This window comes from Yoonia sp. (genome assembly GCF_965660735.1).
Classification (GTDB): Bacteria; Pseudomonadota; Alphaproteobacteria; order Rhodobacterales; family Rhodobacteraceae; genus Yoonia.
The window spans coordinates 77534-102641 of record NZ_CBFIBD010000004.1 but is presented as its reverse complement, the minus strand read 5'-3'; the positions used below and the strand labels follow the sequence as shown (position 1 = coordinate 102641).

Here is a 25108-nt window from a genome sequence, read left to right as displayed (position 1 = left end):
CTTTATCCTATTCAACGTAAGAGACAGCGCGTTGCACAAAGCCTAGGGCTGCATCGAGCCCCATGCCGACAACGCCGATCATCAGGATTGAGAAAATCACAGAGGTCAGGTCGAGGTTGTTCCACTCGTTCCAGACGTAATAGCCAATACCTGTTCCACCGACGAGCATCTCTGCGGCGACGATCACCAGCCATGCGATACCGATCGAAATCCGCATTCCGGTCAGGATCGTCGGTGCGGCCGCAGGCAGGATAACTGTAAAAGCCGTCCGCAGCGGGCTCAGTTCGTGTGTGCGGGCAACATTGACCCAGTCTTCACGGACTCCGGCCACGCCGAAGGCGGTGTTGATCAACATCGGCCAGATCGAGCATATGAAGATCACAAAGATCGCACTCGCCTCGCTGTCCTGGATCACGAACAGCGCAAGTGGCATCCACGCAAGGGGTGAAATCGGACGCAAGACCTGAATGAACGGGTTCAGCGCCTTGTAGGCCAATGGTGACATACCGATCAAAAACCCAAGCGGAATGGCGATTGAAGCTGCAAGCGCATAGCCCACAAGCACACGATAGATGGAATACCCGATCTGGATACCGATCCCCTTGTCGTTCGGACCTGCATCATAGAAAGGATCGCTCAACTGTTCCCATGCTTTGACCATCACCTGACTGGGCGGCGGGACGCCGGCTTTGGGCTGGCCGCCGCCTGTCAGAATTTCGTATTCCGTCAGTTCCCCCACGGCCTTTTGTGCGGGTATCGCGGCCTCCCAAACAAGGAGGCCGACGAAGAGCAGGGAGATAGTCAGAATGGCTGCTCGAATATTTAGGGAAAGCGTGGGCATTTGCCTTAGCCTTTCTTGATCGCAAAGCTGTCGACGTAGGCTTCGGGTTCGTTGTAGTCGAAGGTCTTGCCCATGATTGTGTGCGACTTGTACGTCACGTCTGGGGCGTCATAGCCCAGATCTTCCATGACCTTCTTGCAGTCGGCGGCCAGATAGACCTGCTCTGCCACGCCCTTGTAGTCCACATCGCCTTCGATATAGCCCCAGCGTTTCATCTGGGTCAGGATCCACACACCCATCGAATGCCACGGGAACGGATCGAAATCGATCCGGTCAGGCACGCGCTGGACCGCGCCCAGGCCATCGGCGTAAGTTCCCGTCAGCACCTGTTCAATAACCGTGACCGGTTGGTTTAGGTAGTTCGTTGGCGCAATGGCTTCAGAAATCTCGGACCTGTTTTCCGGGGCAGAGGCATATTGGGTCGCGTCGATGATCGACTTCAAAAGCGCCCCATATGTGTTCGGCAATTCCTGTGCGAATGACAGAGGGGCGGCAAAGGCGCAGCACGGGTGCCCCTCCCAGATTTCTTTGGTCAGCACGTGGATAAAGCCGATTCCCTCGTATACCGCGCGCTGGTTGAACGGATCAGGCGACAGATACCCGTCGAGGTTACCTGCACGCAGGTTGGCAACCATCTCGGGCGGCGGAACCACGCGGATCTGGATATCGACATCCGGGTCCAGGCCAAATTCAGCGACGTAGTAGCGCAGCAGGAAGTTGTGCATCGAGTATTCGAACGGCACCCCAAAGGTAAAGCCCTTCCACTGGGACGGATCGCGCTTGTCGAGGTGTTCATTGGACAGAACGATCGCTTGCCCGTTGATGTTTTCGACGGCGGGCATGATGTAGGGTTCCGCCACGGACCCGGCCCCCAATGTCATCGCAAGCGGCATCGGCGTCAGCATGTGGCTTGCATCATATTCGCCGTTCAAAGACTTGTCGCGGGCCACGGCCCAGCCGGCTGTCTTGATGACTTGCGCGTTCAGACCATACCGTTCGTAAAAGCCTAGTGGCTGGGCCATGATGATCGGTGTCGCACAGGTGATCGGGACGAAACCAATGTTCAGGTCCGTTTTCTCGGGGGTGCCCAGGTTGTCCAGAATGGCGGCCTTGGCTTCGTTCATCGGGAACACAGATGCAAGCGCGGCAGCCATGGTGCTGCCACCCATCATCCCCATGAACGACCGCCGGCCGATATCGCTTTGGCCAAAGACAGACCGCACGATCGCGCTTTCGACCGCGCGTTCCAACATGCCTTCGCTGGTTGTCAGATCGGCCCCGCCCTGCTGGTCTACCGCCGATGTCACACATCCCGCGCAGCCACAGTCCGCACCGTGCCGCAGATCGGTTTCGGATGAGAATGGATTTCCTAGGCTCTTTACTGTCATTGCGATCACTCCTGTCATACGTTTCGACCATCCTTTCGCGGATGCTGTACAAACTGAATGCATTGAGTTGAAAAAAAATATTTTAGAAAAGCGTTTTATAACAGTGACCTAACTAAGATGCTTTGCAGTTGGTAATTACGAAAAATCATAATTTACGAATTTTCGTATTGCTTGAAGTCCACTGATCGGTTTCGGTTGGCGGATGACGCATGCCGATCAAACCCGTGATTCCCGTCTCGCTGGCGCATTTGGCGCAACCCTGATCCTTGACCTGAACACGGACCGAATTGTTGCAGCCACCCCCAAGGCAAAAGATCTGCTGAAGGACCCAGCACTTGTGGGCTCGCGCTTTTCCGACCTTGTGGTGGATGACGTGCCCCACATGATCCTGTTTGTGGACGAGGTGACATACCGCGGAGAAGCCTGGACCCGCCGCATTACGCTGCGCACGCGCACGGACGAACCTCTGACCTGCGAATTGAATGGACGGGCCGAGGGCGAATTACTTCTTCTGCAAATCACGGATCTGAATGCACTTGCGCGCCGCGCCGAGGCCGTGCAGGCCGCCACCATCTACAACGGTGGAATTCTTGAATGGCAGCGCACACAGGCTTTCTTTTCGGAACTGGAACGCCAGAACCAATTGATCCTCAATGCTGCCGGTGAGGGGATTTACGGGGTGAATGCCGATGGGAAAACCACATTTGTGAACCGGGCGGCCCAGGAAATGCTGGGCTGGACACAAGAAGATCTTCTGGGCGAGGATATCCATACTAAAATCCATCACCATCATCTGGATGGCGGAATCTACCCTTCGCACGAGTGCCCGATCTATCAATCCTTTCGCTACGAACAGGTCAACAGGATCGAAAATGAAGTCTTTTGGCGCAAGGACGGCAAGCCGATCAGGGTCGAATATGTATCCACCCCGATTTACGAGGGGCGTGTCCTTGCAGGGGCTGTCGTCATCTTTCGGGACATCACGGAACGTTGGGAGAATGAACGCAAGCTGCGCGATGCGATGGATCAGGTTGCGGCCTTGCGTGACCGGCTGGAGCAGGAAAATGCCTATCTGCAAGAGGCCATCAGCATCGAGAGGGCGCATCACGACGTGGTTGGCCAGTCGCCCGCGATCCAGCAAATACTCCAGCGGGTCGAAATGGTATCGCGGACGCAAGCCAATGTTCTGATCACCGGCGAAAGTGGAACGGGCAAGGCCATGGTTGCGTCAGCGATCCATAACGACAGCGACAGACGCCGCCGTCCCCTGATCCACTTCAAGTGCGGTTCGGTGACACCCGATATGTTCGAAAGCGAACTATTCGGCCATGTGCGCGGGGCCTTTACCGGTGCTTTGCGCGATAAACCGGGCAAGTTGGAATTGGCACATGGCGGCACTTTGTTCCTGGACGAGATCGCTGATATTCCGCTGGAACAACAAGGTCAGTTGCTGGATGCGTTGCAAAACCGCGTCGTGACACGGTTGGGCGATGACCGGCCAAGAAGCCTTGAACTGCGGCTGGTCGCATCGACAAGTAGCAATCTTGACCGCGAGGTGCAGGCGGGGCGGATGCGGCCGGAACTGGTGTTTTTCCTCAACGTCTTTCCAATCCACTGCACACCGCTGCGCGAACGCCCCGACGATATCCCGCTGCTGGCTGCACATTTCCTGAACCTTGTCTGCAAAAGGCTCAGCCGTCCCGCCCCGATCATCACCGAAGGCACGATCCGCACCTTGCAGCGATACGACTGGCCCGGAAACGTCCGCGAGCTGGCCAATGTAATCGAAAGAGGGGCAATCGTGTCGCGTTCGGACAAGCTCTTGGTTGATATCCACCCTGTATCTGCGCCAGCGATACGAAAGGTCACAGCGTTGCTAAGCGAGGCCGACATCGAACAGATACGCGTGGCCAATACGATCGCATGCCTGCAAGAGGCCCAGGGCCGCGTGTCAGGACCGAACGGCGCGGCAGAGTTATTGGGCGTGAAGCCGACAACGCTCTACTCGCGGATCAAGACGCTTGGCTTGACACCTGACGATTGGGTCTAGGTGCGCGGCGCGAGGTCGCTTTCTCTGGCATCTGATGCACCGCAGTTTTGGCAATCTGGACAGCTGAAGTCTGGAATTTTTGTGCGTTCAGCCCGCCTTTGGCGCGGCAGCAGAGCCGGCAAGCAGCCCGCCGTCCACCGTCAATTCCGTCCCGGTCATCTAGGCCGCCTCGTCCGAGGCAAGCAGCAGCGCGATGGCCGCCCCGATCCTGCGACCGGCACCTGTCACGACGCAGATTTTCCCGTCTAAACGTCCCATGAGATTATCCCTTTCGTGCAAGTTCCCTTAATGGAACCCATTGGTGATCCGTATGTCAAACGATGACGACATTCCCGCGCTTGTGGCCCGTTTCCATGTGGCGGTGTGCCTCGACCAGGTCGGCAAATGGATAGACCCGGTCAAGGACCGGGGAAAGCGTTCCGGCCTCCATCATCGCCAGCAGTTGTGTCAGATGGGCGCGCAATATCTCTGGCGGCTGGAGGCCGGCGGCCGTGAACATGGCCCGGCGACCGCCCGTCATGCGGCTGCGCAGCATCGCGCCAAGCAGCGGAAGCGTCAGCACGGGGCAGATGTAGCGTCCGTCATCTGTCAGCCGAGCCTTGGCCCGCGCAAAAGAGCTGACCCCAAGCGTGTCATAAATCACGTTGTAGCGATCCGGCAGCGCTGTGAAATCTTCTTTGGTGTAATCGATGACCCTTTCAGCCCCGAGTTCGCTGACAAAGCGCACGTTTCGAGTGCTACAAGTGGCGCTGACATTGGCTCCTGCGGCCGTGGCGATCTGCACTGCGGCAGTGCCGAGACTGCCCGAGCCGCCCAGAATCAGAATGCGCTGCCCCGGCTGTATCTGCGCGATCTCGTGCAGGAAGTGGTAAGAGGTCAGCGGACCGTCGCACATCACGGCGGCGTCCTCGTGCGAGAGGGTTGCGGGCTTTTTCATCAGCACGCCGGTCTCATCAAGGCAGATGTGGCTGGCATTCGCGCCGAACTTTAGCCCTGCCTCGCCAAAGACGGCATCGCCCACCGCAAAACGGCTGACATTGTGCCCCGCGGCGATCACCTCGCCCGACAGCCCGGTGCCCGACAGGTTTTGGCGTGGACGGCGCAGACCAAGGAAAGGACGCGCAAATAGCGGCTGTCCGGCCCGCATCATGCCATCGGCGCGTGTGACGGCCGAGGCGTGAATGCGGATCAGGATTTGGTTGGGGCCCGGCTCTGGGATAGGCCGCGTTACTGGGTTCAGAACCTCTGGTGCGCCGTAGTGTTTGATGCTCCAAGCAGTGAGTGTGGTCGTCATGGTGGTTTCCTTTCGATTTGATTGGCCATAGACCTATCGGAGCGAAATGCCGCCGCATATTGCCATAAATGCGCCAGTGTGGTTCATAATCGTTCCACATGGTGGATTGGAAATCTCTTCCGGCCTTTTTGGCCGTGGCGCGGGCGGGCTCGCTGCGCGGGGCGGCTGAACAGACGGGCGGCACCCATGCCACCGTCCGCCGGCAGGTTGAGGGGCTTGAGGCGCAACTGGGCGTTTATTTGTTCCGGCGCAGCGCAGGGGGGCTAAGCCTGTCGGCGGCGGGGCGCAAGCTGTTGCCGCAGGCACTGGAGGCAGAGGCGGCGTTGCGGCAAGGTTTCAATGCCGTGCAGGGGCTGGACAGCGAGGCAGCGGGGCGCATTCGCATGTCGGCCGACCCGATGACCGCGCATTTTCTACTGGCACCGGTTTTGGGCGAATTTTTGTCGCTGTATCCTGACATCCACATCGACATGAACCTGACCTACGGCCTCGACTCGATCGAGAAGTTGGAGACCGATGTGTCGATCCGCCACGTTCGCGATCTCACCGGCGATGCCGTGGGGCGCAAGCTGTTTCCCTTGTCGATCGGTGTCTTTGCCTCGCGTGCTTATCTTGATCGCCATCTGCACGATGCCGGACCGCGCGGTGAGGGGCTGACATGGCTCGGCTACGGCGAGGTGCCGGAATTGCAGGCCATGATTGCCGCCTCGCCGTTTCCACGTGCGACGGTGCGCCATGCCATCGGCGATCCGGCAATGCACATGCATCTCGCGCGGGCCGGAGCAGGGATGACCTTTCTGGCGGCTTGGGTGCAAAGTGTCTTTCCCGAATTGCAGCGGGTGCCGGGAACGAACCTTGATCAGAGCCGCTCGACCTGGGTGCTGATGCACGGCGATCTGCGTCGCGTGCAGCGGGTCCGGCTGTTTGTCGATTTTCTCTATGATAGCCTGCTTGAGCGGCGCGCGGACGTCATTGGCTGATGATCGTTCCAGTCATGATGCGCGCCTGTCATGCGAAAGTGACGCCGCCGGGAGGGACGACGTCACTTGACGCTGGGATGGCTGGCAACAGGCCGCTAGCGTTCGGCGGCAAAGACGCCGGTAAAGGTTTCACTGCTACCGCCGCTATCCAGCGATCCGTCGGCAAACCCCGCGACCGCACCAATCGGATCGCTGCCGTTGGCGATGATATCGCCCTCCAGCGCGATTGATGTGTCGTAGACCACGCCGCCATTGGTCAGATCCCCATCAAGGTTTGTGGAAATTTGCGGCACTGTCGCGGTCTGATCCAACACGCCAGTGCCGTTCAGCGTCCCCGTATATGCGCCGTCGTTTTCATGATAGAAGTTGGTGGCGCTGCTGGTGATCGAGCCAAGTCCGGGATCGAAAAATGTCGTGACGGTCAACTCTCCGATCAACCGGCTGCCGGCAACTTCGCCTGCGACAAATCCGTTGTATGTGGCGTTGCCGGTATCCGGGATTTCCAGTGCCGTCGCAGGTGTGATCCCTGTAATTAGATTTCCGTTCGCGTCGGTATAGAGAGCTTGCATCGCGTCCGCGTCAACCTCGATATCGGCAAAAGAAGTGTAGCCGGCAGGGGTTTCGTCATCGACTGAATCACAGCCCGCAACCAAGGCCACAGACGTGCCGACGGCAAAGAACATAACATATTTTTTCATTGTCTTTTCCTTTTCAAATCAATCTGGTTGACCGGCCGTCACACCATCGCCAGCGCATCATCGGGGATGAAGTCATCAATGGTGATGTCGTTCTCATCGACGTTGCGCAGGATCATGCGATCGACGCCCGCCTGCAGGATCGCACCGGTCCCGCGGTAATCCGAAATCGTGATGTCCGCGAAATCGATACCATCCAACTGGATCATGTCTTCGCCATCGGTGAAGTCATAGACGATGTCCAATCTGGTCCCTTCGGCAAACACAAACGTATCCGCACCCAGACCCCCATAGAGGCGGTCAGTTCCAGCCCCGCCATCCAGCACGTCATCGCCTGCAAGCCCGTAAAGGTAATCATTCCCCGCAAGCCCGGAAATCAGATCGACGCCCAGCGTGCCGGTCAGGATGTCGTTGTCGGCCGTTCCGATGATGATGTTGTCTTCTGACGACGGCTCGCCCGGCGAAGGATTGGTGATCAGGAAACTGTCAAGCAGGCTCAGCCCTTCGCCCGGGTCAACCGTATCGCCAACCCCAAGCTCTGTCGCGAGACCTGTCAGGACCGCCACCAGTTCACCATCTACCGAGATCGTCAGATCATCACCGGAAACGCCTTGGGCGATCAGCGCGCGGTCTTCCACGCTGTCAATGTTGAACCCTTCCAGCGCGTCGAAACCGATCAGGCCCAGTTTATCCAGCCCCACTTCAAAATCCGCAATGACGCTTGACGTGACAATATCCGTCACGGTCGTTCCGTAGGACACGACGAACAGGTCGGCACCCGCGCCGCCCGTAAACGTGTTCTCACCAATCCCGACAAGAAAATCAGACCCCTCTGTCCCGGTGATTTCGGATCCAAAGGCGAATAATTCAATCTCTTCATAGTCGAGCAGCAACTCGGCACTGTAAATCGTGGCAGGCTTGATATCGCCTTTGATATAGACCGCGACGTCGAAACCCTCGGTCAGGTTCAGGCCGTTCGCCGAAACGGAGCCAGAATTGTTCTGATAGCCCGCGCTGATCTCTAGTGGTGAAATCGGGGTTGCCCAATCCAGCAGATTCAGGACCGTCTGGGTTTCGGCGCCAACCTCGTATTTGACTTCGTCACTTGTCGTCGGCAGCGGATCGCTCGGATCAATCGGGATGACGACGCCGGGCAGATCCTGTCCGTATTTGTCAGGCTGAAGCCGCCAGCGTGGTCCGGTGACATATTCGGTGCCGTCAGGGTTCAACTCAGGCTCGAACGGTTCGCGGTCCATCGTGGTATACCACGCATTGGTAAAGCCCAGTTCAAGGTCGGAGGACGTTGCGCCAATCTTATCGAGGGTCGATTCTGTGACCGCATCGGCCAGCATGGTGTCGCGCAGGATCGTGCCTGCCGGATAAAGCGTGCCGTCGCCGGCATAATAATCATCTGTGGTCGCCCAGACTGTGCGCCCGGTGTCACCATCGTAGTCGGTGATCACCTCGTAGGTGGGCAATGTGCCGATTGCAGATTCATTTTCAAAATCCTCGGGGCGGACCTGATCGTTTGGGTTATTCGTGATCGTGTGATGGACCACAAGCTCTGCCGAGGTGATGCGGAACAGCGATTTCAACGAGTTGAATTCGTCAAGCTCGCTCCACTCTTCGGGCAGGGGCAATTCGGCTTCGATGCGCACGTCGTTCGGGCGCTTCACGGCATTGCCCCAACGATACAGCAGCTTGCCATCGTCCTTCATCGTCACCGAATAATCGGTGCTGTAGGCAATATCATATTCGATCGTCGCTTCATTGGGGTTCAGCAGATCCCTGATGTCGATCACACCGTCCTGGTTCACGTCTTCTACGGTGACGCCTTCGACAGCCCCGCTCAGCAGGTCGGCCACATATTGGCCGTCGTAGGCGGCGTTCTGGCTGAGAAGGATCAGGTTGTCATCAAGCGGATAAACTGCATCGGGATCGCCGGGGTATTTCTGATCCGACAGAACGTTCTGCATGACAGTGTAATGCTCGGTCGAGGCTTTGACCGTGTTGTCACCCAGCCCGGTCAGCCATGTGCCAAGCACTGCGGGTGTCTTGAACGTGTCGGTGGGCGCATCCGAAATGACCAGCCCCACCTGCGTATCGCCGATAATCAGGTCGCCAGCCCAACCTTCTGTATAAAGACCGTCAATTGTTTTTTCTTCGGCCCCCACGAAGTCGGTCACGTTAAAGCCAAACTCGCTGTCGATCGGATAGAGCGTGACCCCGTCTTTTGTAATCTTGGTGCCGCTATCGCCAGTGAAATCTATGAAATTTGCGCCTTCGTCACCCTGCGTCTGTCCGTCAAAGGTGGCGGTGATGTCGCTGGTACTGAAAACGTGGACCGCTGTATAAATCGGGTCTGCGTTCAGTGGTTGATCGAAGTCTTGTACGTTGCCTGGGTTGATGGGTGTAGCCATGCCTTCGTATCCCTCTAATAGACTATGCTGAACCATGCCGCCGCTTGAAATGGGACATATTCAATTTTCATATTCTGTTTTCCACAGGCATGATTGACCCAGATCAGTCGGGCAGAACGCCAAGCTCGACAAAGGGTCGGGCAGGCCAAGAGCCGATAATTTCGCAAGGCGGTTATCCAGCGTTGTGTCCGGTCACCCCCTTGCCGAAATTTGGCGACCGCACGACAGGGCGCACGCCACACACCGTCCCTGGGGACGGTTCTTTGCACCGTCAGTGCAAACGAACATAGCTAACGGGTCTAGAAGTTCTCGCGGTGCATTATGCGGGCGCGTCCTGGACCTTTGTCCTGATGCGGATCTCCCCTGTGCGGTCTGGCAACTTGTCGTAGAACCGACCAAGCCGGACACAAATATCCACGGACATGGCCCGGCATTTTTCAAGTCGCTGCTTGTCGGCCTTCCCATCCGCCATGTTTGTCAGCAGGGTTACATGTTCGGCTTGGTGTGCAAGAAAACGCGGGTCTCTGGCTAAGGCGGCGTCGCCGACAAGCAGGAAAAGGGGCATGCGTTTTCCAACCCCCTTCATCGCAACCGCACCCGCGGGCAGCCAGGCCAGGTCTGGCGCAGCCGTGGCGATCTCATGAGTTGCGAGGATGTCAAACCCAACGGTCTTGCAACTGGATTCGACCCGCGATGCGATATTCACCGCCTCGCCGATGGCCGAGTAATTGAAACGCTGATCAGACCCGATATTGCCGACGCAGGCGTCGCCCGCGTGAACACCGATCCCGATCTCGATGGGCACCGTGATATCCTTGCGACGATCAAGAAACCGCTGCAATGCATCCCGCATCCCAAGTGCTGCCAAGGCGGCGCGGCGTTCGTGCCCTTCCACGGGCAAAGGCGCGTTCCAGAAGGCCATGACACTGTCGCCGATGAATTTGTCGATCGTCCCCTGCTGATCCAGGATTTCCTGTGACAGACCGGTGAACAATTCGTGCAAAAGCGGCACCAGTCTGTCGGGTGGCGTATGTTCGGTCAGCGGCGTGAAATTGCGAATGTCCGAGAACATGACCGTCAGGTTCCGGATTTCACCGCCCAGTTCAATGCGATATCCCTGACCTTCGATCTGGGACAGGACAGAGGGCGCAAGATACTGCGAAAATGACCGGCGTATCATGCGGCGTTCGCGGTCGGTCACGACGAACCGCCATGCGGTCAAGAGCCCGAAATTCAGCGCCCCGCCAAACAGCGGGTAGGTTGCGTCCAGCAACACCGATTGGGTCTGGAAACTCCACCAACTGGCCCCGACCACCAAAGCAGCGGCAAACCCACCGGAAAGCAGCGACACCGAAGGCCCGGCGCGGGCCATGACCAGTGTCACGACCAGCCCCAGAAAGACCACGGCGAGCAGTTCCAGGCCGGCGATGAAGTCATCGCGCTTGAGATAGGTTTCCTGAAGTATCTGTTCGATGATCTGCGCATGGATCGATACCCCGGGAACGGTTTCGCCAAGCGCGGTTGTCCGGATGTCCAAAAGCCCGGCTGCCGAAGTGCCGATCAATACGATTTGCCCCGCCAAAGCGGTGTTCAGACGATCAGGGTCGCCACCGTCCAAAACATCCGCAGCAGACAGGTACAAGCGCGGATCATCCTGCCGGTAACGGACCCAGATCTCGCCGTTGGCGGTGGTCGGGATGACATATCCGCCCAGTTGGACGCTTCCCGTCGCGGCCTCCAGATCGCCAAGCCCGCGCAGCAGGAACGTTGACTGCCCCAGCGCGATACGCAATGCCTCGAGGCTCAGCGCGGCGACCGGCCCGCTCTCGGTGCGCCAAAGCAGGGGAACATGCCGGACTTTGCCTTCCTGCCGTGTGGGGCTGACATTGATGTGGCCGATGCCGACCGCCGCTGCAGCAAGGCCAGAAACCAGCGGCGTGGAATTGCGAAAGGCGTGAAGGGCTGCGGCCGGCCGATTTCCGATCTCGACCAATCCCGCATTCACAAAGCGACCCGCATCGACGCCCTCGACCGGGGAAGCCGCGACACCCAAAACCGTCGCCGTCCGTGACATGGCTTGGGCAAAGGTCCGGTCCGTATCCAGAGTCTGCAAGTCCTCCGGCGAGACGTCGTCTCGCAACAGCCGTTCAAAGCCCTTATTTTGTGCCAATGACGCAGGCGACAGGCGGTCCTGTTCCGCGAACAGAACGTCGAACGCAATGACTGCAGCGCCATTGGCCGAGAGTTTATCCACGAGGTCCGCCAAAAGATCACGCGACCACGGCCATTGACCATACGCCGCCAGAGAGGCTTCATCGATATCGACGACGCGCACGGGCATGTCCCGGTATTCCCGCGGTGAAACAACCTGCAAGTAATCGAAATACGCCAGGCGGAGGGATCGCACGGGCACCGGGTCGAATGATCGGAATGTCACAAGAGCCAGCACAAGAAAAAGACCGAATAGCAGGATCGATTTTTGCATCGGTTACTTATCCCCCCTGATCGGGGATTTTGAAAACGGCAAACGTTGTGCCGCACTGACCGGTGACATTGTGAAGGTGAAAGCCGTGCAAAAGCACCGGTTTGGCACCATGCCGTGCGCCCTGCCAAGGCCGAACCTAGTCAGAGCGCCGCCCATTTCCGTTTCCATTGCCATTGCCGCCGCGTTTGCCGTTGACTGCTCCCTGACCGTTTCCGGTGCCGGTTCCGTCCTGTCCGCGGCTCTGTCCACCGCCCTTGCCTTGGCTTGGCCCAATATCCCCGCTGTTGCCGGGAAAACCCGGTTCGTCGGGCGCGGGCTTGGGTGCGGGCGGTTCAGGCGCAGGTGGCTGTGGCGTAGGTGGCTGGGGCATTTCGGGGGCAGGCGGTTCGGGGCCGCGCTCTTTGGGCACCTCGACATAGCGATCACAGCTGCGCGTCCGCACCCGGAAAGGGCTGGCCAGCCGATCCTGACCGGGGATCAACGGAAAGGCATTCTTCAATAGCTGGGCCGCGTCCTGTCCGGATACGCCACGGATGCCGCGCAAACCCCGGGTTGTGGCCACCGCGCAGGAACCCCGGACAAGGGCGCAATTTCTACTGTCGCGGCATATCCGGACTTCTCCGTCAAAAAGAGCGAGCGCAGTCGCGGAACGCGTGACAGCCAGATCAAATTCGGTTCCCCGCACGCCCATCGTCGCGGTCGGGGTCGATATTTCATAGGCTTCCTTGTCACTATTGCCTGAAATAAAGCGAAAACTGCCCGCCAGGGCATTCACGGCGAACCGTCCGGCACGATTGCCCGAGATCATCAAGATCTCGGTCACTTCTAACGACGAATTGGGTCCGACGACCATGTTCGTGCCGTCATCAAATGTCATCTCGACCGTGGCCGCGGCTGCGGTTGTCACGGTCGAACCCTGTACGATACGCGCACCACTGTGAATGATGAAACGCCGCCCATCAATATAATTTTGGGCACTTCCAGTGACTTGAACAACAGTCGCTATTTGCTGTGCCATCGTTATTTGCGGCACTGCCAGAAAGAGCAAAGCTGAAAACCATAATGAAAATAATCCTTGGAACATCATAGCACCTCCAATGGCTGAGGTTCCTGATCGCTGTGCAAAACACGCTGCACCCAGCAAAAAAAAGCCGGAAAATCATATGAAAAATATCAATTCTACCCCATTTCAGTGTCGCCGATGGTGACCTAAGGTCAAGTAAATTCCAAAATTAGGCCATAATATTGCCGTATTGCAATTGGGGGCTGCAGAGTTTGATGGACAATGCAATTTTAGGTGGTTGCGGGCAACGCGGGATCAGTGGCCCTGGCAACCTTAAGTGTGACTGGGTGGTCTTGATCACGGGCCGAAAGGGGTTTGTTTCGGGCGAAAATCCCTGCAACAATCACATCAAACACCCTACCTGGAGTATACCCCGTGACCGCGTGGTGCCAGTTACGGGGCAGGGGGTCATGTCGCGACAGACGGGTAGTCCTTGTCTTTCCAATGCTGCAACTTGGCCGCGAATTCCTTTTGGAATGCCAGAGGGCCGGATTTTTCCATATAGGGTTCGTCATAGATCCCAATGAAGATCGTCAGATTCAGGAAGAAATGCGCGCCCATCTCGAACAGGGCGACGTAGTCGTGATTGATGAGCGCCTCGCGTTCTTGAGGTGTAAAGAAGTTGACGGTGGACATTTCGGCATCGTTCAATCGTGGCCCGATGGATTGTTCCCAGGTGGCCACAAAGGTACGTGGGTCTTCTGTATACCGTTTCAGGTATTCGGGGTCGCGGTCGGTCGTGAACAGGAATTTGTTGACGTAATACTTGCTCATGCTGCGGCCTCCTTTGGATACCATGTGAAATAGGCTTCCATCGTGTGGAACAGATCCAGGTTGTCGACGTAATCGGCGCCTTCCGGCCCCGCGACACCCAGCATCAGGATGAAGTTCAGGAAACCGTGGGTGGCGTTGCCGCTTTGCGCCATGCTTTCGTGATCGACATTTGCCAGAATCGCGTCGATATCGCCGGTGCGCAGCCATTCGATGGCCTGGCGGTCAAATTCCGGGTCCGGCCCGGTTTCCATGAACTGGCGTGGCCCGCCCAGTTCCAATGACAGGTGGCCGGTGCCGATGGCCGCGACGCGTTTGTCCGACGGATAGGCGTCAATCGCTTTTCGGATCGCGCGGCCAAGGTTGTAGAACCGGCGCGGGCTGGGCAGGGGCGGCGCAAAGATGTTGGTATAGATCGGCACCACCGGCAGGTCCGCATCGGGGCGGACGGTGATGATCGGGCAGATGATCGAATGGTCGATCTTCAATTCGTTGGAAAAGGCGAAATCGAAATCCTGATCCATCAGATGCTGATGCATGAAGCCCGACATATCCTCGTCGCCTTCCAGCACATATTTCGGGATACCGAATTCGCGTTCCTCGTTATAGAACGTCGCGTCATAGCGCGGTGCTTTGCCGATCAGGAACTGCGGGCAGTTGTCCAGAAATATCTGGTGGAAATGGTCGGACCCGATCATCACCAGAATGTCCGGCTTGGTGCGTTCCAGCGTTTCGCGGTATGCCTCGATCTTGCGCTTCCACTCGGGCGCCTGCGGCATCTGCTGCTCTGGCGGCATTGTCGTGGCCTTGAGGTAGAATGGATGATGGGTCGAGGCCAGGGTAGCAACTAACTGAGCCAAAGTCTCACTCCTTGTCTGGTCAAATGGCCCCGTGGGCCGGGTCAGGTGTGGTGCCCTGCATCAATGACGCAGGGCACGTGTTTCAGGCGAACAGATCGCGTTCGATGCCCGCGGCTTGGAACAGGTAATCGCGGCTGCTTTCCAGTTCGGTGCGCAGTCGGTCGATGTCAAAACCAAGCAACTGGCCTTTCCATTTCTTTACCTCGCCTGCGACCATGACGGTATCGACATTGGTGCGTTCCATCAGGGTCACGACGGCGCCGGGCACGTTGTTCAAAGGGGTGACGTTGATGGCCTGTGCATCCAGCAGGATGATGTCCGCCTCTTTGCCGGGGGTCAGCGAACCGATCTTGCGATCCAGCTTCAGCCCTTCCGCCCCGCCCATCGTGGCATGGCGAATGGCTTGCATGCTGTTCATCAGATCAGGGTAGTCCTGACCTGCCAGCGCTTTTTCGTTGGCGAACATGCGTTGCAGCGTCATCATGCTGCGCATCTGGGTAAAGAAATCCGCCGTCATCGTACATTCCACATCAGTAGACAGCGAGGTGGAAAAGCCCATGTCGAGCGCTTTTTGAATGGGCGGTGTGCCGTGGCGCATCTGCATTTCAATCGGCACGGACAAGGACAGGTGCGCCCCTGCATCCCGCGCATATTTCCATCCGTCATCCGACATGCCGGTCATATGGATAAAGATATTATCCTCTCCGAACATGCCGGCCGCACCGAGTTCGTCAAATGTAGGCTGCATGCCGAATGTTCCGACCACATGCAGGGCGATGGGAAGATCCAGCTCGCGCCCGATCTTCCAGGCGTCTTCGTAGCCGGGCAGATAGATCTCTCCGCCCATGACCATCGTGGTCAACTGGTCGTCCGAGCTGAAATACTGTTCCTTGATGCGCGCGGCATCAGTGGGGTATTTTGCCCGTTCGCCCCAGCCTTCGAAATAGCCGAAGACCCCGCGACGCCCGGCGTCGCGGAGGCCTTCGATCGCCGCATCAGAATGTTCAGGTGAGTGGTGGATCTGGCTGACATCCATGACGGTGGTTACGCCTGCATCAAGCTGCGCGATACCGCCAAACAGCTCGTTGATATAGACGTCCTCTGGGCGATAGACCATCGAGAAACCCTGAAGGATTGTCTCGTAGTAGTTTGACGCATTTTCCGGGCGGCCATCATTGACAAGAATGCCATTGGCCAGCTGGCTGCGCAGCGCGGTTTCGAACTGGTGGTGGTGGGTGTCGACAAAACCAGGCATCACGATCTTGCCGGCGGCATCGATCACGACTGCATCGGGGGCATCGATGCTGGCCCCCACTTGCACGATCTGTTTGCCTTCGATCAGCACATCACCGACGGCAAAGTTTCCGACGGCGTCATCCATGGACATGACTGCACCGCCTTTGATCAGCACGCGCCGGCCGGGGGTGCCCAAACCTTCGGGCAATGTCGCGGCGGCAGCTTGCTGGGCGTGCGCACCGCCCGCAAGGGTCAGCCCGCCTGTGCCGGCAACCCCGGCAACGGCACTCGCCTTAAGAAAATCGCGCCGCGTCGGGCAGGGCAGCTGGGGTTTTTGCGGATCGCAAAGTCTACACATTTCGTTATTCCTCCTCCGGGGTAGTCTGTTTATTGTCCGATGACCGATGCCAGCGCGGGATAGCGTGTCAGGGCCTGGGTAATGCTGGATGCCGTGGCCCGCATTTCTGGCAGTCGTTCGGTGATCAGGTATTCGGGGTCGATCATGCCGGTATAGCCAGAGGTGTTCAGCGCGGCGATTGTGCGGCCATCAACGGCGCGGATGGGCACGGCCAGTGCGGTTATGCCGTAATCCAGCTGATCGACCGTCGTGGAATAGTGTGCATCGCGCACGGCGTCGATTTCTGCGCGCAGGGCGACAGGGTCGGTAATTGTCTTGGCTGTCAGCGGTTCAATCACCAGGCCGTCGAAGTAGACATCAAGCTCGGCTGCAGGCAAACCCGCCAAAAGGACCCGGCCAAGCGATGTTGCATAGGCGGGATAACGTGCGCCGACCACCGCAGCGGCGCGGCGGGCGCGCTGCACGGAACTATGCGCGATATAGATGACATCTTTGCCATCCAGCGTGCCGACAGATGATGCATCACCGAATTTCGCGACCAGATCACGCAGGAACGGCTGCAAGACCTCATCGATTCGCGCGGCATAATAGAAGGTCGATCCCAGCGTCATGATCTTGGGTCGCAGGTGAAAGCGTTTTTCGTTCTGTCCGATGTATCCCAGCGTCTTGAGCGTGATCAGGCTGCGCCTTGCGGCGGCGGGGCTAAGCGCCACTTTACGGGCGATCTCGCTCAGGGTCATTTCGGGGCTGGTCGCGTCGAAACATTCAAGAATTGCAAGGCCTTTTGCCAAGGCTTCGACGAATTCGGCAGGCTTTTCCGCATCGCTTGCGCGCTGCTTGCCCGCCTGCATCTGGCCCGCCTTGCCAGGTTCCTCGCCGCGCTCAAGCACGCCGCACCTGTGTCATCTTCGTTGGCATACGTAACTCCCGTTTTTCGCGTTTCATGCGCATGCCGAATAACAGGCGTCGCACATTCACGCTTGACGAAAGCATAATTCGCTGCAAATATTTCGGCAAGAGAAAAGAATTTCGGAATGCGAAAAAAGGACACGATATGCGAATTGGTAAGCAGGATCAGGCATATACAGCGATTGCCACGTCAGACGCTGATTCCATCACGGTGCGTGGGCATGATTTGTGCGACGACCTGATTGGCCAGATTGATTTCAGCGATTATTTCTGGCTGCTGGTGATCGGCGAAAAGCCAACGCCGGCCCAACGCAAGATGCTGGATGCCTGCCTTGTTTCCATTGCTGAACACGGTCTGGTGCCAAGTGTTCAGGCGGCGCGCATGACCTTGGCGGCGGGACCGGATGCATGGCAGGGCGCCATGGCCGCAGGACTGCTGGGCATGGGCAGTGTCGTGGCGGGCAGTACCGAAGTATCGGGGCGCTTTCTGGCTGACGTGATGGCAAAGGCCGATGCCGATGGCAGCGATCTGGAAACTGCCGCGATCGCCCGCCTGCAAGAGTTAAAGGCGCAACGCAAGAAGGTGCCCGGGCTGGGGCATCCCCAGCACAGCGGCGGCGACCCGCGCGCCGATAAGCTGATGGCGATTGCTGACGATTTGGGTATTTCCGGACGTTACATGGAAACGCTGCGCGTGCTGGCAAAACATGCGCCGGGCATTATCAACCGCCCGCTGCCGATAAACGTATCGGGCGCTATTCCGGCTGTCATTCTGGATGCCGGGTGGCCGTTGGAGGCGCTGAAGGCGGTGCCGCTTTTGGCGCGCACGGCAGGGTTGGCGGCGCATCTGTACGAAGAATCGCTGCGGTCGGTCGGGTTCATCATGTCGCATCACGCCGATCAGGCGATCACCTATGACGGTGAGCCATCCGGTTCTTCCGCCAAAAAATCAGCGTAGGGCAGGGACATGGTCAAAATTCTGAAAGATATTCGCGTCATCGAACTGGGCACCTACATCACCGGTCCGGCGGCTGGCATGCATCTGGCCGACCTTGGTGCCGATGTGATCAAGGTGGAACGCCCCGGCACGGGCGATCCGTTCCGGGCTTTCAAGGGCGGGCTCTATTCCCCGCATTATCAGACTTATAACCGCAACAAACGGTCCATCGCGCTGGATACCAAGAACCCAGAGGATCTGGCCGTTCTGCACGAGTTGGTCGCGAGTGCCGATGTGTTCATCCAGAATTTCCGTCCCGGCGTGGCTGAAAAACTGGGCGCGGGCGAAGACGATCTGCGCAAGGTGAACCCGTCGCTGATCTATTGCGCCATTTCTGGGTTCGGCAAGACCGGCCCCTACCGTGACCGGCCCGCTTATGACACCGTAGCACAGGCCGCCAGCGGCTATCTGCGCCTGTTGACGCCGCCCGCCAATCCGCGCGTGATCGGCCCTGCGATTGCCGATGCGGTGACTGGTCAATATGCCGCGATGGGGATCATGGCCGCGCTTTTGGAACGCACCAGCACAGGTAAGGGTCGCAGGCTTGATATTTCCATGTTGGAGGCGATGGCGCATTTCAACCTGGACAGCTTTACCCACTATTATTCCGCTGATGAAGTCATGGGGCCACTGTCGCGCCCGGTTGTCTCGCAAAGTTACACCTTCGAATGCAGTGACGGAAAATGGGTTGCCATTCACATGTCTTCGCCCGCGAAATTCTGGGAAGGCTTCCTTGCGGCAACCGAACAGGGCGCCCTGAAAGACGATCCGCGTTTTGCCGAACGGATGGAGAGGATCAAGCATCAGGATGACATGATCGAAATCTTCACGCCGATTTTCAAGACCGACACCCGCGATGCATGGTGCGCCAAGCTGGAGGCCGCCGAGGTGCCGCATTCGCCGGCCTATGACGCAGACGAGGCGTTGGAAGATCCGCAAGCACAACATCTGCGGATTGCCGTTACGTCTCAGCATCCTGAAATGGGTGAATTCACGACAGTCCGCCCGCCCTACAGTTTTGACGATGCGCCAGAATTCGGTGTGCTGGCACCGCCGACGCTGGATGAACATGGCGATGAAATCCGTGCCGAACTGCGTAAGACGCGCAAGGCCGGTTAAGCCGGAATGACAATAAGGGAGGAACACGCATGAGCGGTCAGGACAATCCGAAATCAGTACCCGCTGCAGCCGTGCGCGAAGCCAGCGGTGCGATGCTGCAAAAGCAGCTTTATGTGATCTTTACGACGCCCACCGACGGGCTTGGCCCGGTCTTTGCCAATCTGGATGACCATCTGGCGTTCCAGATGGGCCTGGAGAAGGACGGGATCATGTTTGCCGCAGGCCCGCTTTGGTCTGATGACGAAGAACATTGGAACGGCGAAGGCATGGTGGTCGTGCGCGCCGCATCGCGCGCAGACGCCATTGCGATTGCAGAGCGGGATCCGATGCACAAGGCGGGCGCACGCAGCTTCACGGTGCGTCCGTGGATGATCAATGAAGGGTCGCTGACTGTCCGGCTCGACTATTCAACGCAGACATTCGCAATCAACTGAAAATCGAGGGAGGAATACGATGAAAACGCTACTAGGAACCCTGACGGCGGCTGCGGCCTTTCCCGCGGCACTGTTTGCACAGGAAACGGTCTATCTGACGGTGGCATCCAGCCACCCCACGGTGGTGCCATGGGTCGGCATGATCCAGACCCATTTCATGGCGCGGACCGATGAAATTCTGGCCGAATCCGGCGAATACGAAATCGAATGGAACGAGGCATTCGGCGGCACTCTCTACAAAGCGAACGCAACGCTGAGCTCGGTCGAGCAGGGCATCACAGATGTCGGGTGGGTGTTTTCGTTCCTTGAACCGGCACAATTGCCGCTCAGCCAGGTCTCGACCAACACCCCGTTTGCCACCGCCAACCCCCCGGTTCTGTTGGAGGTGATGGAGGAATTGCTGGAAACCAATGACGCGTTCCGCGCGGAATGGGAGGATCACAACCTCAAGGTGCTGGGCCTGACCGCGACTGACCTTTATGACATCTATACCAAGGAACCGCTGACGGGCATCGCCGACATCGATGGCATGAAACTGTCGGCCCCCGGCGTTCTGGGCAGCTGGCTGCGCGGTACCGGGGCCAATGCGGTGGATGGGGCGCTGACGACGTTCTACACCGATGTGCAGACCGGCGTGTCTGACGGCGCCCTGACACTTGCACTGGGCGCAATGCCGATCAAACTGTACGAGGTCGCCCCCTACATCAACCGTTTCGATGCGGGCGCTGCCTTTTCCGGGGCGATCGCCATCAACAACGACACGTGGGAAACCCTGCCCGAAGACGTGCAGAACGCCATGATCGAGGCGGGCAAGTATTATACCGTGTCCCACGGTCAGGATATGGTGGACCGGCACGAACTGATGCTGAACCTGATGGTTGAAAACGGCGCTGATCAGGATCCACCCGTGACCATCGTGCCGATGCCTGCGGGCGAACGGCAGGCCTGGGTCGATATGCTGCCCGATCTGGCGGGGGAATGGGCCGCATCCGTGGATGCCCAAGGCGCGCCCGGGACCGAATTTCTGGCGGAATACATGGATGCCCTTCGGGCCGCTGGCGAAACACCCGCCCGCGACTGGGACAAGTAACGGTCAAGTCCCTTGGAACCTGAAAACAAAACCAATGGTGCCCGCCCCGACGGCGGGCACCCACGCCCTTTGCTGGCTGTCGTCTGGTCGCGGATCGTCGAAGGACTTGCCGTGCTGGGCACCGCGCTGATCGGTGTGCTGATGCTGATCATCTGCGCCGATATCGTGTTCCGTAACGGTTTTGGCGCATCCTTGCCGTTGGTTTCTGAACTGGGTGCGCTGGTGGTTGTCATGATTGTCTATCTGCAACTGGCCGCGACCGTGCGGGCCGACAGACTGGCCCGGACCGAGATTTTTCTGCCCCCCTTGCAACGGCGTTTCCCACGGGTGGGTGGCGTGCTCGCCGCGCTGTTTGATCTGGTTGGTGCTGCCATGTTGGGATTGATCGGCTGGTCAACGCTTGGCGTTCTGGAAAGTGACTGGGCGTCGGGCGAATTCATCGGCGTGACAGGCATTGCTACGCTGGAAACATGGCCATTCCGCGCGCTGATCCTGTTGGGGGTCACGGTAGCCGCAATCGAATTTCTGGTGCGGGCGGTTGTCAATCTGCGCCCGCCAAAGGTTGAACACACATGAGCCCTGTTGAAATCGGAACCTATGCCATCGGCGCGCTGATCCTGCTGATCTATATCGGCATGCCGATTGGCATCGGGATGTTGCTGGTGTCCTTCGCTGGTGTTGGCCTGATGCGCAACGAAGTAGTCGCCACGCGCATGATCGGTGCGGTCGCCAATGATGCGCTGCGTGAATATCTGTTCGCGGTCGTGCCGCTGTTTGTGCTGATGGGGCTGCTGGTGACAGTGTCGGGGGTCGGTAAGGACACGTTCGACGTATTCGAACGATTACTGAAGCGGGTGACCGCGGGACTGGGGATCGCGACCGTCTTTGCCAATGCGGTTTTCGCGTCGATCACCGGCATTTCCATCGCTTCGGCGACAGTGTTCAGCCGCGTGGCCGTGCCCGAAATGACGCGGCATGGATACACCAAGAAATTCGCGACAGGTGTTGTTGCCGGTTCTTCGGTGCTTGGCATGATGATCCCGCCGTCGCTGTTGATGATCATCTACGCCGTGCTGGCAGAGGAATCTGTTGGCCGGATGTTTCTGGCGGGAATCGGTCCGGGGTTGCTGCTTGCGGTCCTGTTTTCCGGCACCATCATCCTGCTGGCCAAGACATCGCGCGATTTCGTCTTTACCGAGGTGACCGACACGGAGACCTACGATGATCTGCCCGTGATGGAGATCATCCGCAAGGCAGTGCCCATCGTGGCGTTGATGATGTTGGTGCTGGGCGGGCTTTATGGCGGCTTTTTCAACCCGACAGAGGCCGGTGCGGCCGGTGCCTTTGGTGCGCTTGTGATCGCGATACTGCGGCGGTCACTGGGGCGTCGCAGGCTGTGGAACCTGTTGGTGGAAACCGGGCAGATCACCGTATCGGTGCTGATCCTGATCATGGCGGCGACTTTTTTCAGCCGGATGCTGGCACTGTCCGGTGTGCCGCGCGAATTGGCCGAATTCTTTCTGTCGGGGTCCATCGGGCCCTACGGGTTTCTTGTGATGTATCTTTTGCTGATCATCGCGCTGGGCTGTCTGATCGATTCCATTTCGATCATGCTGATCATGTTGCCGATTGCCCTGCCTGTGGCGAATGCCGCCGGGTTCGACCTGATCTGGTTCGGGGTGCTGACCGTGGTGGCGGTTGAAATCGGCCTGCTGACCCCGCCTTTCGGGCTGTCTGTCTACACGATAAAATCGGCGATGGACGATCCCGATCTGCAAATCGGGGAAATCTTTCGCGGTGCCTTGCCGTTTGTCTTGGCGATGGTGGCCGCACTGGCATTGATCATCGCCTTTCCGTCCATTGCCACCTGGCTGGCGCGTCTCTGAAAATTTTAGGTGACCCATGAAGAAGATACTTTTCGTTTCCGGCAGCCTGCGCGCGGGCTCTGCCTCGGCCGCAACGGCGCGCGCGTTGATCGACCGGATCGCAGGCAATGCGGCATGCAGCATCGCCGAAATAGGCACTTTGCCGCACTACAATGCCGATCTGTCCGATGATCCTGCGGTGACCCGCTGGGTTGCGGAACTGCAAGCGGCGGATGGCGTCGTGTTCATCACGCCGGAATACAACTACAGCATCCCCGGCGTTCTGAAAAACGCGATCGACTGGGCATCAAGGCCGGCGTTTGAATCCGTGTTCAAGGGTAAGAAGTGTTTCGTCATTTCGGTATCAGCAGGGGCGCTGGGCGGCGTTCGTGCACAGGCGCATCTGAAATACATTTTGAACGGGATGCTGGCCGAAACCCATGTGTGCAAGGAAATCGTCGTGCCCATGGCCAATGCCAAGGTCGCCGATGGCAAGCTGGACGATCCGTTGATTGTTGATTTTACCATGGACAATCTGCGCGGGTTCATTGGCAGGCTGTGACGCATTGTCCATTGCAACCGGGCCGATCCGGGCTTAGCTAGGCGCCGAGTGTTTTAACGGGCAGATGCGCGGATGACAGGCCAGATCGGCAAGCACATCAGGACCAGGACCAGCCGTTTCTTGCGGATGGTTCTGCTTGTTCCGTTCCTGCTGGCCCAGCTGATCGCATCCGGCACCATGGCCGAGACCGGGCCGGACGGGTTCCGCATGGTGCTTTGCACCACCGACGGCGTGGTCGAAGTTGTCATGTCCGCCGATGGCACCATTCATCCGGTGCCAACAGACGGGGATCATCCTGCCGGCCATGACCCTTGCCCGTGGTCAGTGTCTGTCAATCACGCGGTCTTTGGATCAGAGGGCACCACCCTTGCGGCAGCGCCGCTTGTCAGTGATGTATCCTTTGGCATGCATGCGATGCCTGCCATTCATCCGACACGCCACATCAGGCCACAGACGCGCGCCCCCCCGGCGGCGGTCTGATCTGACCATGATTGCCTGATCCCGCGCCAGTGCGCCAAGGATCACCTGATATTCCGGCCTTTTGGCCAATCGAAAGCGTTACAGATGAAAACCAAAATGAAACTTCTGGCCGTGCTGGCCGCACTCTGCACACCTGCCATTGCATTGGCCGATGATACGATGCCGATGATGGCGCCAGTCACCCAAACCACGCTGACCCTGACCGATGGCTACGCCCATGCCACATTGCCCAACCAGCCTGTCGCGGGCGGCTTTGTGACTATCGCCAATACGGGCGACACTGACGACCGGCTGGTTGCGGCGTCGTCTGACATCGCCAACGTGATGCAAATTCACACCATGGCGATGGATGGTGATGTGATGGTCATGCGCGAACTGACAGATGGTTTGCCGGTGCCTGCGGGCGAAACCGTGGCGCTACAACCGGGTGGCCTGCACATCATGTTCATGCAGCTGAACGGCCCTCTGGTGGCTGGTGAAACCGTGCCTGTCACGCTGACATTTGAAAATGCCGGTGATGTCGCAGTTATGCTGCCGATCCGCAATAAAATGGTCGGTGGCATGGGCCATGGCGCAATGGGGAGCCAATAACATGGCTGCTGCCAATCAGGGCAGAATGCGGACCGCCATCGCCATTGGCAGCCTGCTGGCGTCGGCGGTGCTGATCTGGTTTGCCTGGATTGCGCCAATGTTGCAGGATACGTCGGCTATCGACCTTGGGCAGGGGGACTATGCCCTGCAAGGGTCCGACGGCCAGCCCTTTACCCAACAGACGCTGGAAAACGGGCCGACGGCTGTGTTTTTCGGGTTCACCCATTGCCCTGATGTCTGCCCGACCACGCTGGCCGATATCGCCCTCTGGCAGGATGAACTGGGGCCGGCGGCAGACGATCTGCGGTTTTATTTTGTCACGGTCGATCCTGAACGTGACACCGTGGATATGCTGGGTGATTACGTTGGCTGGGTGCCCGGTGTCGTCGGCGTCAGCGGCAGCGTGGCGGAAATCGAAAAGGCCAAAAAGGCATTTCGCATATTCTCGCGCAAGATCCCGCTGTCGGATGGTGAATACACGATGGACCACAGCGCCTATGTGATGCTGTTTGATGAAGACGGGGAATTTTTTGAACCCATCGGCTATCAAGAGGAACTGACCCGCGTAATGGCCAAGCTGAACCGGCTGTTGAATAGCTGATCACCGGTCCCGCGCGCCG

General features: G+C 58.4%; 23 protein-coding genes. 12 read left to right on the top strand and 11 right to left on the bottom strand.

Annotated elements, in window-relative coordinates:
- Positions 1 to 7 precede the first annotated feature (7 nt).
- Both ntrB and ACTG4B_RS03605 read right to left on the bottom strand, forming a co-directional pair.
- Positions 8 to 841 (bottom strand): nitrate ABC transporter permease, encoded by an 834-nt coding sequence (gene ntrB / locus ACTG4B_RS03610; protein WP_439154320.1) that lies wholly within the window; start codon positions 839 to 841, stop codon positions 8 to 10.
- 5 nt (positions 842 to 846) lie between these two features.
- Entirely contained in the window at positions 847 to 2229 is a 1383-nt protein-coding gene (locus tag ACTG4B_RS03605; protein WP_439154319.1) for a CmpA/NrtA family ABC transporter substrate-binding protein, read from the bottom strand.
- A 202-nt stretch (positions 2230 to 2431) separates the two neighbouring features.
- On the opposite strand from ACTG4B_RS03605, the gene ACTG4B_RS03600 reads away from it, so the two are divergent.
- Positions 2432 to 4279 carry a sigma-54 interaction domain-containing protein gene (locus ACTG4B_RS03600; RefSeq protein ID WP_439154318.1) on the top strand — a complete coding sequence of 616 codons (1848 nt, stop codon included), beginning with the start codon at positions 2432 to 2434 and terminating at the stop codon, positions 4277 to 4279.
- Between the two features lie 313 nt (positions 4280 to 4592).
- Here the strand turns inward: ACTG4B_RS03600 and ACTG4B_RS03595 are convergent, their stop codons facing one another.
- A complete protein-coding gene (locus tag ACTG4B_RS03595) occupies positions 4593 to 5573 on the bottom strand; it encodes an NAD(P)-dependent alcohol dehydrogenase (RefSeq protein WP_439154317.1) in 981 nt (326 codons plus the stop codon).
- A 98-nt stretch (positions 5574 to 5671) separates the two neighbouring features.
- On the opposite strand from ACTG4B_RS03595, the gene ACTG4B_RS03590 reads away from it, so the two are divergent.
- Positions 5672 to 6553, top strand: a complete 882-nt coding sequence (locus ACTG4B_RS03590) for a LysR family transcriptional regulator (protein ID WP_439154316.1) — start codon at positions 5672 to 5674, stop codon at positions 6551 to 6553.
- 95 nt (positions 6554 to 6648) lie between these two features.
- On the opposite strand, the gene ACTG4B_RS03585 is transcribed toward ACTG4B_RS03590, so the two are convergent.
- The 8 genes from ACTG4B_RS03585 to ACTG4B_RS03550 form a co-directional block, all read right to left on the bottom strand.
- Entirely contained in the window at positions 6649 to 7251 is a 603-nt protein-coding gene (locus tag ACTG4B_RS03585; protein ID WP_439154315.1) for a hypothetical protein, read from the bottom strand.
- Between the two features lie 38 nt (positions 7252 to 7289).
- Positions 7290 to 9668 (bottom strand): calcium-binding protein, encoded by a 2379-nt coding sequence (locus ACTG4B_RS03580; RefSeq protein WP_439154314.1) that lies wholly within the window; start codon positions 9666 to 9668, stop codon positions 7290 to 7292.
- A gap of 319 nt (positions 9669 to 9987) precedes the next feature.
- Positions 9988 to 12153: a CHASE2 domain-containing protein gene (locus ACTG4B_RS03575; RefSeq protein ID WP_439154313.1), complete on the bottom strand. Its 2166-nt coding sequence runs from the start codon at positions 12151 to 12153 to the stop codon at positions 9988 to 9990.
- A gap of 136 nt (positions 12154 to 12289) precedes the next feature.
- The gene (locus ACTG4B_RS03570) at positions 12290 to 13060 is read right to left on the bottom strand and encodes a FecR family protein (RefSeq protein ID WP_439154312.1); all 771 of its coding nucleotides are present in this window, start codon (positions 13058 to 13060) and stop codon (positions 12290 to 12292) included.
- A gap of 564 nt (positions 13061 to 13624) precedes the next feature.
- A complete protein-coding gene (locus ACTG4B_RS03565; protein ID WP_439154311.1) occupies positions 13625 to 13990 on the bottom strand; it encodes a hypothetical protein in 366 nt (121 codons plus the stop codon).
- A complete protein-coding gene (locus ACTG4B_RS03560; RefSeq protein WP_439154310.1) occupies positions 13987 to 14847 on the bottom strand; it encodes a hypothetical protein in 861 nt (286 codons plus the stop codon). The genes ACTG4B_RS03565 and ACTG4B_RS03560 overlap by 4 nt, the downstream gene beginning before the upstream one ends.
- 82 nt (positions 14848 to 14929) lie before the next feature.
- Positions 14930 to 16441 carry an amidohydrolase family protein gene (locus ACTG4B_RS03555; protein ID WP_439154309.1) on the bottom strand — a complete coding sequence of 504 codons (1512 nt, stop codon included), beginning with the start codon at positions 16439 to 16441 and terminating at the stop codon, positions 14930 to 14932.
- Between the two features lie 29 nt (positions 16442 to 16470).
- Complete coding sequence (locus ACTG4B_RS03550) at positions 16471 to 17331, bottom strand: IclR family transcriptional regulator domain-containing protein (RefSeq protein ID WP_439154308.1); 861 nt, start codon at positions 17329 to 17331, stop codon at positions 16471 to 16473.
- Between the two features lie 164 nt (positions 17332 to 17495).
- Between ACTG4B_RS03550 and ACTG4B_RS03545 the strand changes: the two genes are divergently transcribed.
- The 10 genes from ACTG4B_RS03545 to ACTG4B_RS03500 all read left to right on the top strand — a co-directional run bounded on the left by ACTG4B_RS03545 (position 17496) and on the right by ACTG4B_RS03500 (position 25089).
- Positions 17496 to 18308 (top strand): citryl-CoA lyase, encoded by an 813-nt coding sequence (locus ACTG4B_RS03545; RefSeq protein WP_439154307.1) that lies wholly within the window; start codon positions 17496 to 17498, stop codon positions 18306 to 18308.
- Between the two features lie 9 nt (positions 18309 to 18317).
- A complete protein-coding gene (locus ACTG4B_RS03540; protein WP_439154306.1) occupies positions 18318 to 19466 on the top strand; it encodes a CaiB/BaiF CoA transferase family protein in 1149 nt (382 codons plus the stop codon).
- Between the two features lie 29 nt (positions 19467 to 19495).
- The gene (locus ACTG4B_RS03535) at positions 19496 to 19900 is read left to right on the top strand and encodes a YciI family protein (protein WP_439154305.1); all 405 of its coding nucleotides are present in this window, start codon (positions 19496 to 19498) and stop codon (positions 19898 to 19900) included.
- 19 nt (positions 19901 to 19919) lie between these two features.
- On the top strand, positions 19920 to 20990 hold the full coding sequence (locus ACTG4B_RS03530; RefSeq protein WP_439154304.1) for a C4-dicarboxylate TRAP transporter substrate-binding protein: 1071 nt from the start codon (positions 19920 to 19922) through the stop codon (positions 20988 to 20990).
- Between the two features lie 12 nt (positions 20991 to 21002).
- Positions 21003 to 21566, top strand: a complete 564-nt coding sequence (locus ACTG4B_RS03525; protein WP_439154303.1) for a TRAP transporter small permease — start codon at positions 21003 to 21005, stop codon at positions 21564 to 21566.
- A complete protein-coding gene (locus tag ACTG4B_RS03520; RefSeq protein ID WP_439154302.1) occupies positions 21563 to 22876 on the top strand; it encodes a TRAP transporter large permease in 1314 nt (437 codons plus the stop codon). The genes ACTG4B_RS03525 and ACTG4B_RS03520 overlap by 4 nt, the downstream gene beginning before the upstream one ends.
- A 16-nt stretch (positions 22877 to 22892) precedes the next feature.
- A complete protein-coding gene (locus tag ACTG4B_RS03515; protein WP_439154301.1) occupies positions 22893 to 23417 on the top strand; it encodes an NADPH-dependent FMN reductase in 525 nt (174 codons plus the stop codon).
- 72 nt (positions 23418 to 23489) lie between these two features.
- Entirely contained in the window at positions 23490 to 23897 is a 408-nt protein-coding gene (locus ACTG4B_RS03510; RefSeq protein ID WP_439154300.1) for a DUF2946 family protein, read from the top strand.
- An 84-nt stretch (positions 23898 to 23981) separates the two neighbouring features.
- Positions 23982 to 24488, top strand: a complete 507-nt coding sequence (locus tag ACTG4B_RS03505; RefSeq protein WP_439154299.1) for a copper chaperone PCu(A)C — start codon at positions 23982 to 23984, stop codon at positions 24486 to 24488.
- A gap of 1 nt (position 24489) precedes the next feature.
- Positions 24490 to 25089 (top strand): SCO family protein, encoded by a 600-nt coding sequence (locus tag ACTG4B_RS03500; RefSeq protein ID WP_439154298.1) that lies wholly within the window; start codon positions 24490 to 24492, stop codon positions 25087 to 25089.
- Positions 25090 to 25108: the final 19 nt, after the last annotated feature.

Coding starts and splice junctions, on each gene's coding strand:
- ntrB (WP_439154320.1), bottom strand. CDS start 841: ATGCCCACGCTTTCCCTAAATATTCGAGCAGCCATTCTGACTATCTCC.
- ACTG4B_RS03555 (WP_439154309.1), bottom strand. CDS start 16,441: ATGTGTAGACTTTGCGATCCGCAAAAACCCCAGCTGCCCTGCCCGACG.
- ACTG4B_RS03500 (WP_439154298.1), top strand. CDS start 24,490: ATGGCTGCTGCCAATCAGGGCAGAATGCGGACCGCCATCGCCATTGGC.
- ACTG4B_RS03605 (WP_439154319.1), bottom strand. CDS start 2,229: ATGACAGTAAAGAGCCTAGGAAATCCATTCTCATCCGAAACCGATCTG.
- ACTG4B_RS03530 (WP_439154304.1), top strand. CDS start 19,920: ATGAAAACGCTACTAGGAACCCTGACGGCGGCTGCGGCCTTTCCCGCG.
- ACTG4B_RS03545 (WP_439154307.1), top strand. CDS start 17,496: ATGCGAATTGGTAAGCAGGATCAGGCATATACAGCGATTGCCACGTCA.
- ACTG4B_RS03580 (WP_439154314.1), bottom strand. CDS start 9,668: ATGGCTACACCCATCAACCCAGGCAACGTACAAGACTTCGATCAACCA.
- ACTG4B_RS03600 (WP_439154318.1), top strand. CDS start 2,432: ATGACGCATGCCGATCAAACCCGTGATTCCCGTCTCGCTGGCGCATTT.
- ACTG4B_RS03520 (WP_439154302.1), top strand. CDS start 21,563: ATGAGCCCTGTTGAAATCGGAACCTATGCCATCGGCGCGCTGATCCTG.
- ACTG4B_RS03565 (WP_439154311.1), bottom strand. CDS start 13,990: ATGAGCAAGTATTACGTCAACAAATTCCTGTTCACGACCGACCGCGAC.
- ACTG4B_RS03505 (WP_439154299.1), top strand. CDS start 23,982: ATGAAAACCAAAATGAAACTTCTGGCCGTGCTGGCCGCACTCTGCACA.
- ACTG4B_RS03510 (WP_439154300.1), top strand. CDS start 23,490: ATGACAGGCCAGATCGGCAAGCACATCAGGACCAGGACCAGCCGTTTC.
- ACTG4B_RS03575 (WP_439154313.1), bottom strand. CDS start 12,153: ATGCAAAAATCGATCCTGCTATTCGGTCTTTTTCTTGTGCTGGCTCTT.
- ACTG4B_RS03515 (WP_439154301.1), top strand. CDS start 22,893: ATGAAGAAGATACTTTTCGTTTCCGGCAGCCTGCGCGCGGGCTCTGCC.
- ACTG4B_RS03535 (WP_439154305.1), top strand. CDS start 19,496: ATGAGCGGTCAGGACAATCCGAAATCAGTACCCGCTGCAGCCGTGCGC.
- ACTG4B_RS03595 (WP_439154317.1), bottom strand. CDS start 5,573: ATGACGACCACACTCACTGCTTGGAGCATCAAACACTACGGCGCACCA.
- ACTG4B_RS03585 (WP_439154315.1), bottom strand. CDS start 7,251: ATGAAAAAATATGTTATGTTCTTTGCCGTCGGCACGTCTGTGGCCTTG.
- ACTG4B_RS03590 (WP_439154316.1), top strand. CDS start 5,672: ATGGTGGATTGGAAATCTCTTCCGGCCTTTTTGGCCGTGGCGCGGGCG.
- ACTG4B_RS03540 (WP_439154306.1), top strand. CDS start 18,318: ATGGTCAAAATTCTGAAAGATATTCGCGTCATCGAACTGGGCACCTAC.